Genomic DNA, 14444 nt, shown 5'->3' on the forward strand with positions numbered 1-14444 from the left:
TTTTTCTCTGGAGGTTATTATGACGACAGCACGTTACAATAGAGTTGTGTTAAAATTAAGTGGAGAAGCTTTAAGTGGTGATCAAGGATATGGAATCGATCCAAAAGTAATCCAATCTATTTCAAAACAAGTAAAAGAGGTTGCCGACCTTGGTGTTGAAGTTGCCATTGTTGTAGGCGGAGGAAATATTTGGAGAGGTAAAGTCGGTAGTGAAATGGGAATGGATCGTGCATCCGCTGATTACATGGGAATGCTTGCTACGATTATGAACTCTCTTGCATTACAAGATGGTTTGGAAACAATCGATGTTGAAACAAGAGTGCAAACATCCATTGAGATGAGACAAGTTGCAGAACCTTACATAAGAAGAAAAGCTATTCGCCATCTAGAGAAGAAACGTGTTGTCATTTTTGCAGCAGGAACGGGTAATCCATATTTCTCAACAGACACTACTGCCGCATTAAGAGCAGCTGAAATCGAAGCGGAAGTAATTTTAATGGCAAAAAATAATGTTGATGGAGTATATACGGATGATCCTAAGATAAACAAATCAGCTAAGAAATACGAATCGTTATCATATCTTGAAATGTTAAATGAAGGTTTAGGTGTAATGGATTCAACGGCTTCTTCATTATGTATGGATAATAATATTCCATTAATTGTATTCTCAATTATGGAAGAAGGAAATATTAAACGGGTCGTTCAAGGTGAGACGATCGGAACAACAATAAGGGGGAAATAAAAATGTCAGCTTCTGTATTAAAAGAGATGGAACAAAAAATGGATCAAGCGGTACAAGCTTTTTCTAAGAATTTAGCTTCCGTAAGAGCAGGACGTGCTAACCCAAGTATTTTAGATAGTGTGTTTGTAGATTACTACGGTGCTTCTACACCTTTAAACCAATTAGCAACAGTTGGAGCTCCTGAAGCAAGACTCTTAACAATCACTCCATATGACAAAACTGCATTAGGTGATATCGAAAAAGCGATTCAAAAAGCAGACCTCGGTCTATCTCCATCTAGTGATGGTAATATTATTCGAATTAATATTCCTGCACTAACACAAGAGCGACGTAAAGATCTTGTTAAAGTGGTTGGAAAGTACGCAGAAGAATCTAGAGTTCAAATCCGTAATATTCGTAGAGACACAAATGATCTGTTGAAAAAAATGGAGAAAAATGGTGACTTGACGGAAGATGATCTTCGAGGTTTCCAAGATGATGTTCAAACATCTACAAATGATTATATTAATAAAATTGATCAATTAGCTAAAAATAAAGAAAACGAAATTATGGAAGTGTAATTACGGCCTTTTATCCTCAGTTTATTCTGTACAAGTTAGTGATTGTAAGAATGAAATAGGATGCTTAATTAATGAATTTCTCTTAAGTTTTAATTACAAATTCCAAAAGGTATTTCACTTTGGTAAATTATTCTATAAAAAAATCGATTTTCTAGATGACAGTTTTCTTCTTACGTAGTAAGATGCCATTAAGCCCTCTTATTAAAGGGGGCTTTTGTATTCTGTTAGGAAAGTCGTTATAATTGGGTAAATGAGAATAGTCATTTACAATATATTCATTTGGCATGGTCATGCCTTTCATACCTTTTTCTTCAAGTTAGAAAGAAAGGTTTGTGAATTAACAACCATTCGGGGGACGGATTATGTCTATCAAAATTCCTTTTTTATCAAAACAAGTAAAAGAAACGGAACTAGAAGATTGGGATAACATTCCCAGTCATGTTGCTATCATTATGGATGGTAACGGTCGTTGGGCACAAAAACGAGGATTACCTAGAATCGCTGGACATAGAGAAGGTGTGTCTACAGTAAATCGAATCGTCAAAGCCGCTGTTAATGCAAATGTAAAAGTATTGACACTTTATACATTTTCTACAGAAAATTGGAAACGACCGAAATCTGAAGTTGATTTTATATTGAAATTACCAAAAGAGTTCCTGCATGTATATTTACCAGGTTTAATAGAAAATAATGTTCGTGTACAAACAATTGGTGATTTTAATGCAGTACCTAAGCATACACAGGATGCGATAGAATATGCCATGGAGAAAACGAAGGACAACGATGGTTTAGTACTTAATTTTGCGCTAAACTATGGAAGTAGGTATGAAATCATACATGCAGTAAAACAAATAGTGCAAGAGACGAAAGCATCTGAATTTGACGTAGAACAATTAGATGAAAGTTATTTCGAGAAACATTTATTTACGAACGGTTTATCTGATCCAGATTTATTGATTCGTACTGGAGGAGAGTACCGTCTGAGTAATTTTATGCTTTGGCAGCTTGCTTATACGGAATTTTGGTTTACCGAAAAACTCTGGCCGGAATTTGATGAAGATACATTTCTTCAAGCGTTGATGGAATATCAACAACGAAAGAGGAGATACGGAGGTATATAAGGTGATGATTTTTTAATGAAGCAAAGAACAATTACAGCATTACTCGCACTATTAATCTTTGTCCCATTCATCCTTATCGGTGGACTTCCATTCATGATATTGATCTATCTAGTAGCTACAATTGGTTTATTAGAGCTATTACGGATGAGGCATATTGGAAATTATATATTTCCTTATATTTTATCAGTTTGTTTAGTTTGGCTAATACTATTACCGACTTACTATGGTGCAATATTTAATTGGTTTACAAGATATGAGCTAATTGCTTTATTAATCTTAATTTTATTAGGTTATACCGTATTAGTGAAGAATCGTTTTACGTTTGACCATGTTGGTTTTGTAATTTTAGCCGCATTCTATGTAGGTCTTGGATTTTATTATCTGTTGGAAACACGAAACGGAGATAATGCATTAAATAATATTTTATTTGCCTTCTTCATTGTTTGGGCAACGGATACTGGAGCTTATCTATTTGGTAAAAAATGGGGAAAACGTAAGCTTTGGCCAACCATTAGTCCAAAGAAAACAGTAGAGGGGGCATTGGGTGGAATACTAACAGCTTGTATCGTAGCAACTGTATTTCATTTGATTTCCCCATTTGAACATACATGGTTAATTGTAATTATTGTAACGATATTGGCATCGATTTTTGGGCAAATTGGTGATTTAGTGGAATCAGCATTTAAACGAAATTATGATGTGAAAGATTCAGGTAATATACTACCTGGTCATGGTGGAATATTAGACCGATTTGATAGTATGTTATTTGTTTTTCCGTTATTACATTTTATACATTTTTTCTAAAATAAATTTAGACGATTTTAGTCGAAAAGGTTAATCTTAACCTTTTCATGAATATAATTAACGGAGAGCTTGTATACTTAATTCGAATGCCTGCTCCACTAAAAGGAAGGTGTTATTATGACAACGGTTGTTGCATTTATACTAATGTTTGGAGTTTTAGTTTCCATTCATGAATGGGGACATTTAATTTTTGCAAAACGAGCAGGTATGCTCGTAAGAGAATTCGCAATCGGTTTTGGGCCTAAAATCTTTTCCTTCACTAAGAATGAAACCTTGTATACGATTCGTTTAATTCCTGCTGGTGGGTACGTTCGTGTAGCTGGTGAAGATCCTGAAATTATTGAATTAAAACCTGGACATCATATTGGTCTTGAATTTAATCAAGATGGTAAAGTGTCTAAAATCATTGTAAATAACAAATCAAAGCATCCTTATGCTAGAGTCATTGAAGTAGAAAATGTAGACCTAGACCATAAATTAATAATTGAAGGATACGAATTAGATGATGATGAAACCCGATTATCTTTCGATGTTGATGAAAAAGCAATGTTTGTAATGGACGAGCGTGAAACACAAATCGCTCCATATAATCGACAGTTTGCTTCCAAGTCTACAGGTAAACGTGCTATGCAATTATTTGCTGGGCCAATGATGAACTTTGTATTAGCGATAGCGATTTTCCTTATTTTAGGGATTATTCAAGGTGTGCCAGTGGAAGAAGCTAAACTTGGTGAAATTCAACCTGATACACCAGCTGAACAGGCTGGTTTCCAACAAGATGACGTTATTACACAAATAGGTGATCAGTCCATTTCTACTTGGGAAGAATTCACTTCCATTGTTCGTGAAAACCCTGGACAAGAATTAGATATGGTGGTTCAACGAAATGGTGAATCACAAGATATATCTGTTGTTCCAGGTGAAGCGGAAGCCGTGAATGAAGTTGGGGATCCTATTACAATTGGGCAAATTGGGGTGTATCAAGGGTTTGAAAAAGACGTATTAGGTACGTTTGTTTATGGAATTGAAAGAACGTATGATACAACCACCATGATTATACAAAACTTATTTATGTTAGTAACAGGGCAAGTTTCTATTGAGCTTTTATCGGGGCCGGTTGGTATTTATGACGCTACAGACCAAGTGGTTCAGACTGGTTTTTCAAACTTCCTTTTATGGACAGCGATGTTAAGTATTAACTTAGGAATAATTAATCTAGTTCCATTACCAGCTTTGGATGGTGGACGTTTGCTCTTTGTAGGGCTCGAAGCTGTTCGCGGGAAGCCGATTGCTCCTGAGAAGGAAGGTATATTCCATTTTGTAGGGTTTGCTTTACTAATGTTACTAATGATTGTAGTTACATGGAATGACATTCAACGATTATTCTTGTAAAATATATTAAGAGAAACTAGAGGTTGGGACTAAATAAAAAGTTTTGTTCAAAAGACGAACGGATATTTTGAATTAGTGTAAGAAATATACTTAGACTATGGAACAAGGACAAGGTAATCCACCGTAAAGCAAACGGAGGTTTCATCTGCCACCCATTAGATAAGCGAAGTATATTTTTGAAGCTATTTTCAAACACCGTTCATTGGAAGATATCTTTTGATTAAAAACTTTTGTCTCAACCTCTTCCTTTTTGATTCATCTTTCTTTAGAGGAGGGCAAGAAGTGGACATTTCAAAGAAGGAAAAGCTAAAATTATTACTAGAGCAAATTCAGATGCCAGAGAACGAAATCGAAGCACATTTTTCTGATTCATCTCTACAAAAAGTAGAAGTACATAAAGCAGATAAGAAATGGAATTTTTATATAAATATAGATCATGTACTTCCTTTCCAAACTTATCAATTGTTTCATCGTTCTCTTAAAGACTCCTTTGCATCCATTGCAGAGGTAAGTTTAACTTTGTCTGCTGCAAATAAACATTGTCCGGAAGGCGATATACAAATATATTGGAAGCATTTTATTGCACAAACCTCTTTGTCTCCTGCTTACCGTGATCTAGTATTGGATCAAGCTCCCGAAGTTTCCAATAATAAGATTATGTTAACTGCTAGAAACGAAGCGGAAGCATCAGCATTGAAGAAAAGGCTTGAAACTAAATTTCATCAGTTCTGTTTGTCAATCGGAAGTCTACCATACACACTTGAAGTTGAAGTGAAAACTAACACAGAAGCAATGAAAGAATTTCGAGATAAAAAAGCACTCGAAGACCAACAGTTAGTTATGAAAACTGTACAAGAAAAAGAGAAAAGAGATAAGGATAAGTCTGTTCCAGATCAGCAACCATTAGCAATTGGTTATAAGATTCAAGATGAACCAATCACAATGGATCAGATCATCGATGAAGAGCGTCGCATAACTGTCCAAGGATATGTATTTGATGCAGAAGTGAGAGAATTACGTTCTGGAAGAAGTCTACTAATTATTAAAGCAACAGATTATACAGATTCAATCCAAATAAAAATGTTCTCCAAAGGTGATGAAGATGCAGCTAAATTTGCATCAGTGAAAAAAGGCATGTGGGTAAAAGCAAGGGGAAGTATTCAAACCGATATGTATACGAATGAACTAGCTATGATGGCCAAAGACATTCATGAAATTCATGTAACACAACGTATGGATGAGGCTGCGCAAGATAAAAAGCGTGTTGAACTTCACACACATACGACGATGAGTCAAATGGATGCAGTTGTTTCTCCTGAAGCCTTAGTAGAAAGGGCTGCGAAATGGGGACATAAAGCAATTGCTATAACAGATCATGCCGGCGTACAAGGATTTCCCGATGCGCATAATGCAGGGAAAAAGCATGGTATTAAAGTACTTTATGGAGTGGAAGCGAACCTTGTCGATGACGGCGTGCCGATTGCTTATAACGAAGCGGATCGAGATTTATATGAAGATACATTTGTTGTATTTGACGTAGAGACAACCGGTCTTTCTGCTGTTTACGATACAATTATAGAATTAGCAGCAGTAAAAATTAAAGGCGGAGAAATTGTTGATCGATTTGAGTCATTTGCAAATCCACATCATGCATTGTCTCAGACAACTATAGATTTAACTGGTATTACAGATGATATGGTAAAAGATGCTCCTGAAGTAGCTGATGTTCTAAAGGATTTTCATACATGGATGGGCAACGATATATTAGTAGCACATAATGCTAGCTTTGATATGGGATTTCTTAATCAAGGATTTCAAAGAATCAATTATGAGAAGGCATCCAATCCGGTAATTGATACATTAGAATTAGCACGATTTTTATTACCTGAACTACGAAATCATCGCTTAAATACACTTTGTAAGCATCTTGATATCGAATTAACACAGCATCACCGTGCAATCTATGATGCTGAAGCAACAGGATATCTACTTTGGAAATTGGTTCAACGTTTAGTAGAAAAAGAAATTAACAATCATTTAGAATTGAACAATCATATGGGTGAGAATAATGCATATCAACGTTCAAGACCATACCACTGCACATTATTAGCACAAACTGAAGAAGGCTTAAAGAACTTATATAAATTAGTATCTAGAGCTCATATTGATTTCTTCTACCGGGTACCTAGATTACCTCGTTCTGTATTGCAAAAACACCGCGAAGGAATTTTAGTTGGAACAGCTTGCGATAAAGGGGAAGTATTTGAGACCATGATGCAAAAATCTGAGGAAGAAGCAGAGCAAGTTGCTGATTTCTATGATTATATTGAAGTACAACCACCTGAGAACTATACCCATCTTATTGAAAAAGATCTAGTTCAAAACGAATCGCAAATCTTAGACATTTTACGAAAACTCGTCAATCTCGGAGATAAAATGAAAAAAAACGTAGTTGCTACTGGTAATGTACACTATTTAGATAAACATGATAAGCAATATCGTCAAATCTTAATAGGTTCGCAAGCAGGAAATCCATTGAGTCGCCATAAGTTACCAGATACTCCATTCCGTACAACGAATGAAATGATTAAATGTTTTCACTTCTTAGGTGAGAAAAAAGCGAATGAAATTGTCGTTGAAAACAGTCAACAACTAGCAGATTCCATTGAAGAAATTTCACCGGTGAAAGATGGTTTGTTCACACCAAATATTGAAGGCGCTGAACAAGAGATGCGTGATTTATGTTATAACAAGGCCAAAGAGGTATATGGAGATCCTGTTCCACAAATTGTTGTCGATCGTTTAGAAAAAGAACTTGAAAGTATCATTGGTAATGGGTTTGCAGTCATCTACCTCATTTCTCAAAAACTTGTAAAGAAATCTTTAGATGACGGATATCTTGTAGGATCACGTGGTTCAGTTGGTTCTTCTTTTGTAGCAACCATGACAGAAATTACAGAAGTAAATCCATTGGTACCGCATTATGTTTGTAAAGAATGTCATTACCATGAATTCTTTACCGATGGTTCTGTTGCTAGTGGATTTGATTTACCGGATAAAGAATGTCCTGAGTGTGGGAAACCCTTAACGAAAGATGGACAAGATATTCCATTTGAGACATTTTTAGGGTTTAAAGGAGACAAAGTTCCTGATATTGATTTGAACTTCTCTGGTGATTACCAACCTCGTGCACATAATTACACGAAAGAATTGTTTGGTATTGATAATGTATATCGTGCAGGAACGATAGGAACTGTTGCTGAAAAAACTGCTTATGGATATGTAAAAGGATACGCTTCAGATAATCAGTTTGTGTATAAAAATGCTGAAGTAGACCGGCTTGTACAAGGATGTACTGGAGTAAAACGAACAACAGGACAGCATCCTGGAGGAATTATCGTTGTTCCTTCTGATAAAGAAATCTATGATTTTACGCCAATACAATTTCCTGCAGATGACCGTAATAGTGAATGGAGAACAACGCACTTTGATTTCCATTCCATTCATGATAATTTGTTGAAACTTGATATACTAGGACACGATGATCCAACAGTCATACGTATGTTGCAAGATTTAAGTGGCATGGATCCAAAAACTATTCCGACCGATGATGAAGAAGTAATGAAAATCTTTTCTGGTACGGAATCATTAGGAGTAACACCGGAACAAATAAATTGTAAAACCGGTACATTAGGAGTACCTGAGTTTGGTACCAAATTCGTTCGACAAATGTTAGAAGATACGAAGCCAAAGACCTTTGCAGAGCTACTCATTATTTCTGGATTGTCACATGGTACGGATGTATGGCTTGGAAATGCCCAAGAGTTGATTAATGATGGCATCTGCCAATTACCAGACGTAATTGGATGTCGTGATGATATTATGGTTTATTTAATGCATAAAGGATTAGAACCATCGATGGCATTTACAATTATGGAATTTGTTCGTAAAGGAAAAGGGCTTAAAGATGAATGGATAGACGAGATGAAAAAACATGATGTACCAGATTGGTATATCGAATCTTGTAAAAAAATCAAGTACATGTTTCCGAAAGCACACGCGGCTGCATATGTGTTAATGGCTGTTCGAATCGCTTATTTCAAAGTTCATCATCCGATTCTATTTTACGCTGCATATTTTACAGTACGTGCAGATGATTTTGAACTTGATACGATGATCAAGGGTTCTGAAGCAATTCGTAAACGAATGGAAGAAATTACTGTTAAAGGTAATGACGCATCTCCAAAAGAAAAGAATTTACTTACAGTACTAGAAATTTCACTAGAAATGTGTGAACGAGGTTTTTCTTTTAAGAAAGTTGATCTATATCAATCAAGTGCGACCGACTTTATTGTTGATGGAGAAAGTTTATTGCCTCCATTCAATGCAGTGGATGGATTAGGCACAAACGCAGCATTAAATATAGTAAAAGCGAGAGAAGAAGGGGAATTCTTGTCTAAGGAAGATTTAAGAGAGCGTAGTAAAATTTCGAAAACGGTATTGGAATACTTGGACAATCATGGTTGCTTAGAAGGAATGGAAGATAAAAACCAGTTATCCTTATTCTAATACGTATTGTATAGCATAGTTTTTATAATAAAAGGATATCCTATAAACAGATGTTGACTAGATTAATAAATCGTTCTATTACACAAGTACTAGAGCCGTTTGCATTGGTAAGATAACTATGCTATACTATTTTTTGGAAAGAACGTTCGATACGTACGGTTTAAAAGAGTGGGTGAATCGCCCACTCTTTATTCTTACCCATTTCCATGAAGAGTTTAGCTTCCCCCTAGCCGATACATCTGGCAGGGGTTTTATATTGAATGAATTTAATTTAAGTCGGAATTTAAGGAGGATGAGAGTATGAGTTCTCATGTGGTTTCTTTAACGGAAGAGTTGGTTACTCCAATTTTAGAAGAAAAGAATCTAGAATTAGTAGACATTGAATATGTAAAAGAAGGCAAAAATTGGTTTCTACGTGTATATATAGATAAAGAAGGCGGTATTGACATCATGGAATGCGGAGAAGTTTCAGAACTTCTAAGTGAGAAGCTTGATGAGTCAGATCCAATTACAGAAGCATATTTCTTAGAAGTGTCTTCTCCAGGAGTAGAACGTCCACTCAAGCATAAAGAAGACTTTGACTCCAGTATAGGGAAAAATATCTTTGTGAAATTATATGAGCCTATTGATGGAAGTAAAGAGTATGAAGGTACATTACAATCCTTTGATGGAGAAATTGTAACAATGGAATATAAAGTGAAAACGCGTAAGAAGCAAGTAGAGATACCTTATAACAAAATTGCCAAAGCAAGAATTGCTGTTACGTTTTAATAAAAGGGGGAAAAGTAAAAGTGAGCATGCAGTTATTTGATGCGATTGAGAATTTAGCAAAAGAAAAGGGAATTGATAAGGATATCTTAATGGAGGCCTTAGAAGCAGCCTTAATCTCAGCGTACAAGAAAAACTTCAAATCTGCTTCCAATGTAAGAGTAGAGTTGAATGAAGAAACCGGAAAAATGGCAGTTTATGCACGTAAAACAGTAGTAGACGAATTAGAAGATGTACAACAAGAAATTTCTTTAGATGAAGCAAAAAAAATTGACCCAAACTATGAAGTGGATGATGTTATCGAGGTAGAGGTAACACCAAAAGATTTTGGCCGTATCGCTGCACAAGCTGCAAAACAAGTTGTGACTCAACGAGTTCGAGAAGCAGAAAGAGGTGTGATTTTCTCTGAGTATGTTGATCGTGAAGAAGATGTCATGACGGGTATAATTCAACGAAAAGATCCACGCTTTGTATATGTTAATTTAGGTAAGATTGAAGCAAAACTAGCTGAATCTGAGCAGATGCCTACAGAGGAATATCATGTGCATGACCGTTTGAAAGTGTTTGTTACGAAAGTAGAAAATACAAGTAAAGGTCCACAAATCTTTATTTCTAGATCCCATCCTGGTCTATTAAAACGACTATTCGAAATGGAAGTTCCAGAAATTTATGATGGAACTGTAGAAATAAAGTCAGTAGCTCGTGAAGCAGGAGATCGCTCTAAAATTTCTGTGTATGCATCTGATCCGGAAATAGATCCAGTTGGTTCTTGCGTTGGACAGCGTGGACAACGAGTTCAGGCAATTGTAACTGAACTAAAAGGTGAAAAGATAGACATTGTTCAATGGTCAGAAGATCCAGTAGTATATGTATCTAATGCATTGAGTCCATCAAAAGTAGTTAAGGTGTCCGTGAACGAGGAAGAAAAATCAACGACGGTGGTCGTTCCAGATTACCAGTTATCCCTAGCAATTGGTAAGAGAGGCCAAAATGCCAGATTGGCAGCTAAATTGACAGGGTGGAAAATAGATATTAAAAGTGAATCCGAAGCAAGAGAAGAAGGATTACTCGATGAAGGTGAATCCTATTCTGACAATGAAAATGACTTGTTTGAATAAGGAGGTAAATGTCATTGGTTAAGAAGAAAAAGGTTCCAGAGCGTAAATGTATAGTCACCAATGAAATGAGACCGAAGAAAGAATTAATACGTGTCGTTCGAAATAAGGAAGGGGAAGTATTCGTCGATCCATCAGGTAAGAAAAATGGTAGAGGAGCGTATCTTTCCAAAGATAAAGAAGTAATTGACCAGGCAAAACAAACAAATGTATTGAATCGAACTTTTAATACAGAGATTGATGAATCTCTTTACGAAGATTTGTTACAAGTAATAGAAGGCACGTATCATGAATCCTAATTACCTAAATATTCTTGGGCTTGCAGTACGTGCACGTAAATGTGCTTTTGGTGAAGAGACAATCTTAAAAGAAGTTCGTTCTAACCGTGCAAAATTGGTCTTGTTAGCAAGTGATATTGGACCACAAACGAAAAAAAAGATAACGGATAAATGTAATTATTATAAAATTCCGTTTCGATTTGTTGATGATCGTGATACTATTTCACATTCAATCGGAAAGACCCATAGAGTAGCTGTCGCTATTTTAGATGCAGGCTTTGCAAAAAAGCTCATATCTCTAATTGGGGAATAAATTCGGGGGTGAACGTATGAGTAAAATACGTATATATGAATATGCAAAACAAAATAATATAGCAAGTAAAGAAGTAATTAACTTCTTAAAAACAGAAGATGTTGAAGTTACGAATCATATGTCAGCAATTTCTGATGAAGTTGTCAAAAAGCTAGATAATAAATTTAAGGCAAAACCAGAGAAAGCTGACAAAGAACAACATCAACCTAAAAAACAACAACAGAATAAGCAGAAACCAAATCAGCACAAACAAAAGAATCAATCCAAACTGAATAAAAACAAGAAACAAAAAGGACCAAAGAAAAATCAACAGCAAGAGAGACCAGCTGCTAAACCAGCAGAAACTCCAGGGAAAATAACTTATCATGGTACACTAACTGTACAAGATTTAGCTGATAAGCTTAACAAAGAATCTGCTGAGCTTATTAAAAAGCTAATGTTCCTTGGTGTAATGGCTACAAAAAATCAAGACATCGATGATGATGCTATTGAATTAATTTGTGGTGAGTATGGTGTAGAAGTTGAAAAAGAAATCATACTAGAAGATACAGATTTAGACAAATATATTGAAGAAGATGCTGAAGAAGATAAGCAAGAACGTCCCGCTGTTGTAACAATAATGGGGCACGTAGACCATGGGAAAACGACATTGTTAGATTCCATTCGTCATACAAAAGTTACAGCAGGTGAAGCAGGTGGAATCACCCAGCACATTGGTGCGTATCAAGTGGAAAATGATGGTAAGAAGATTACTTTCTTAGATACACCTGGACACGCTGCGTTTACTAGTATGCGATCTCGTGGCGCACAAATTACTGATATTGCTATCTTAGTTGTTGCTGCAGATGATGGTGTGATGCCTCAGACTGTAGAAGCAATTAACCATGCTAAAGCGGCTGAAGTTCCAATTATTGTTGCAGTTAATAAAATGGATAAAGAAGGAGCAAATCCTGACCGTGTTATGCAGGAACTAACAGAGCATGAACTAATTCCTGAAGATTGGGGCGGTAACACAATTTTTGTTAATCTTTCTGCGATTAAAAATGAAGGTATCGATGACTTATTGGAAATGATTCTTCTTGTTTCAGAAGTAGAAGAATTAAAAGCAAATCCGAATGCAAAAGCGTTTGGAAGTGTTATTGATGCTCAACTCGATAAAGGTAGAGGTTCTGTTGCGACGTTACTTGTTCAAAATGGTACCCTGCGTGTTGGAGATCCATTAGTCGTAGGGAATACTTATGGTAAAGTACGTGCAATGGTGAATGACATTGGAAATCGTGTAACAGAAGTTGGACCATCTACACCAGTAGAAATCACTGGTCTACATGGTGTACCACAAGCAGGAGATCAGTTCCTTGTCTTTAAAGATGAGAAGAAAGCTCGTCAAATCGGTGAAGCACGTGAACAAAAACAAATTGACGCGAATCGTGGCTCCCAATCTACCGTTAGCTTAGATGATTTATTTGAACAAATTAAGCAAGGTGAAATGAAAGAATTAAATATTATTGTAAAAGCAGATGTTCAAGGATCTGTTGAAGCACTTGCTGCATCTTTACAAAAAATTGAAGTAGAAGGCGTAAACGTTAAGATCATTCATACAGGTGTAGGTGCTATTACAGAATCAGATATTATTCTTGCTTCGGCATCTAAAGCGATTGTTATTGGATTTAATGTTCGTCCGGATGTAAACGCGAAAAACGCAGCGGAATCAGAAAAAGTAGATCTGCGCCTTCATCGTGTTATCTACAATGCGATAGAAGAAATTGAATCTGCAATGAAAGGATTACTTGATCCTGAGTATGAAGAAAAAGTAATCGGTCAAGCAGAAGTACGTGAAACTTTTAAAGTTTCACGAATCGGTACGATTGCTGGAAGTTATGTAACAGATGGGAAAATTACAAGAGATGCTGGCGTTCGATTAATTCGTGACGGAGTTGTATTATATGAAGGAGAACTTCAAGCTCTTAAACGATTTAAAGACGATGTGAAAGAAGTTCAAACAAACTACGAATGTGGTATTACAATCTCTAATTTCAATGATATTAAAGAAGGAGATATTATCGAAGCATTCGTTATGGAAGAAATTGAACGTAAATGATTGTCTATGCAGAAATAGAATGTATGCTATATGATGGTCATTCCTTAAAAGATAAACGTTCTATTATTAAGAAGGTAATATCTAAACTTCGTCAGACGTCCAATGTATCTGTTACAGAATTAGATTTTCATGATTTATGGCAGCGTACCAAGTTTGGTATCGTATCGATTTCTACTGACTATGTGCATGCCGAGAAAATCATTCAACATGCGATTGGTCAAATTGATTCGTTTTCAGAGTTAGAGAGAACAATTACAAATGTGGAAAGATTATAAACCACAGACGTACAGAGGTGATAGATATGGCAGAATTAAGAGCTCATCGGGTCGCAGAGCAAATGAAAAAAGAACTTGGTGAAATTCTCTCTAGAAAGATAAAAGATCCACGTGTTGGATTTGTAACCGTAACTGATGTGGAGGTTACTGGTGACCTTCAACAGGCAAAAGTGTATATTTCTGTTCTTGGAGATGAGAAGAAGAAACAAGATACACTATTAGGTCTTTCAAAAGCAAAAGGATTTATTCGTTCTGAGATTGGTAATCGAATTCGTTTAAGAAAGACACCAGAATTAACATTTGAATTTGATGAAGCATTAGAACAAGGGAATCGCATTGAAACAATTCTTAGAGACTTAAATAAGTAAATCAGAATCTGATCCAGCCATCAGCGTTGGGTCAGATTTTT

Annotated in this window: 13 protein-coding genes; all 13 read left to right on the forward strand. The window is 35.9% G+C overall.

The window, feature by feature from the left end; all coding sequences use genetic code 11:
* The first annotated feature begins 19 nt into the window (after positions 1-19).
* The 13 genes from pyrH (at position 20) to rbfA (ending at position 14403) form a co-directional block, all read left to right on the forward strand.
* Positions 20-742, forward strand: a complete 723-nt coding sequence (gene pyrH / locus AQ616_RS13270; protein ID WP_026133765.1) for a UMP kinase — start codon at positions 20-22, stop codon at positions 740-742.
* A 2-nt stretch (positions 743-744) separates the two neighbouring features.
* Positions 745-1302, forward strand: coding sequence for a ribosome recycling factor (frr, locus tag AQ616_RS13275; RefSeq protein ID WP_017796702.1), 558 nt, complete (start codon positions 745-747; stop codon positions 1300-1302).
* A 362-nt stretch (positions 1303-1664) separates the two neighbouring features.
* Positions 1665-2423, forward strand: a complete 759-nt coding sequence (locus tag AQ616_RS13280) for an isoprenyl transferase (protein WP_017796703.1) — start codon at positions 1665-1667, stop codon at positions 2421-2423.
* 15 nt (positions 2424-2438) lie between these two features.
* The gene (locus AQ616_RS13285; RefSeq protein ID WP_017796704.1) at positions 2439-3227 is read left to right on the forward strand and encodes a phosphatidate cytidylyltransferase; all 789 of its coding nucleotides are present in this window, start codon (positions 2439-2441) and stop codon (positions 3225-3227) included.
* Positions 3228-3344: 117 nt separating this feature from the next.
* Positions 3345-4619 carry an RIP metalloprotease RseP gene (rseP, locus tag AQ616_RS13290; RefSeq protein WP_017796705.1) on the forward strand — a complete coding sequence of 425 codons (1275 nt, stop codon included), beginning with the start codon at positions 3345-3347 and terminating at the stop codon, positions 4617-4619.
* 282 nt (positions 4620-4901) lie between these two features.
* Positions 4902-9188 carry a PolC-type DNA polymerase III gene (locus AQ616_RS13295; RefSeq protein ID WP_069685971.1) on the forward strand — a complete coding sequence of 1429 codons (4287 nt, stop codon included), beginning with the start codon at positions 4902-4904 and terminating at the stop codon, positions 9186-9188.
* A gap of 300 nt (positions 9189-9488) precedes the next feature.
* On the forward strand, positions 9489-9959 hold the full coding sequence (gene rimP, locus AQ616_RS13300) for a ribosome maturation factor RimP (protein ID WP_017796707.1): 471 nt from the start codon (positions 9489-9491) through the stop codon (positions 9957-9959).
* 20 nt (positions 9960-9979) lie between these two features.
* On the forward strand, positions 9980-11074 hold the full coding sequence (nusA, locus tag AQ616_RS13305; protein WP_017796708.1) for a transcription termination factor NusA: 1095 nt from the start codon (positions 9980-9982) through the stop codon (positions 11072-11074).
* A 14-nt stretch (positions 11075-11088) separates the two neighbouring features.
* Positions 11089-11370 carry an RNase P modulator RnpM gene (rnpM, locus tag AQ616_RS13310; RefSeq protein ID WP_017796709.1) on the forward strand — a complete coding sequence of 94 codons (282 nt, stop codon included), beginning with the start codon at positions 11089-11091 and terminating at the stop codon, positions 11368-11370.
* Positions 11360-11662 (forward strand): YlxQ family RNA-binding protein, encoded by a 303-nt coding sequence (locus AQ616_RS13315; RefSeq protein ID WP_017796710.1) that lies wholly within the window; start codon positions 11360-11362, stop codon positions 11660-11662. Before rnpM ends, AQ616_RS13315 begins: the two co-directional genes overlap by 11 nt.
* Positions 11663-11678: 16 nt before the next feature.
* Positions 11679-13760 carry a translation initiation factor IF-2 gene (gene infB, locus AQ616_RS13320; protein ID WP_017796711.1) on the forward strand — a complete coding sequence of 694 codons (2082 nt, stop codon included), beginning with the start codon at positions 11679-11681 and terminating at the stop codon, positions 13758-13760.
* Positions 13757-14035, forward strand: a complete 279-nt coding sequence (locus tag AQ616_RS13325; RefSeq protein WP_017796712.1) for a DUF503 domain-containing protein — start codon at positions 13757-13759, stop codon at positions 14033-14035. The genes infB and AQ616_RS13325 overlap by 4 nt, the downstream gene beginning before the upstream one ends.
* Positions 14036-14061: 26 nt before the next feature.
* On the forward strand, positions 14062-14403 hold the full coding sequence (gene rbfA, locus AQ616_RS13330) for a 30S ribosome-binding factor RbfA (RefSeq protein WP_017796713.1): 342 nt from the start codon (positions 14062-14064) through the stop codon (positions 14401-14403).
* Positions 14404-14444: the final 41 nt, after the last annotated feature.

It is taken from the genome of Oceanobacillus sp. E9 (assembly GCF_001741975.1).
Classification (GTDB): Bacteria; Bacillota; Bacilli; order Bacillales; family Amphibacillaceae; genus Oceanobacillus; species Oceanobacillus kimchii.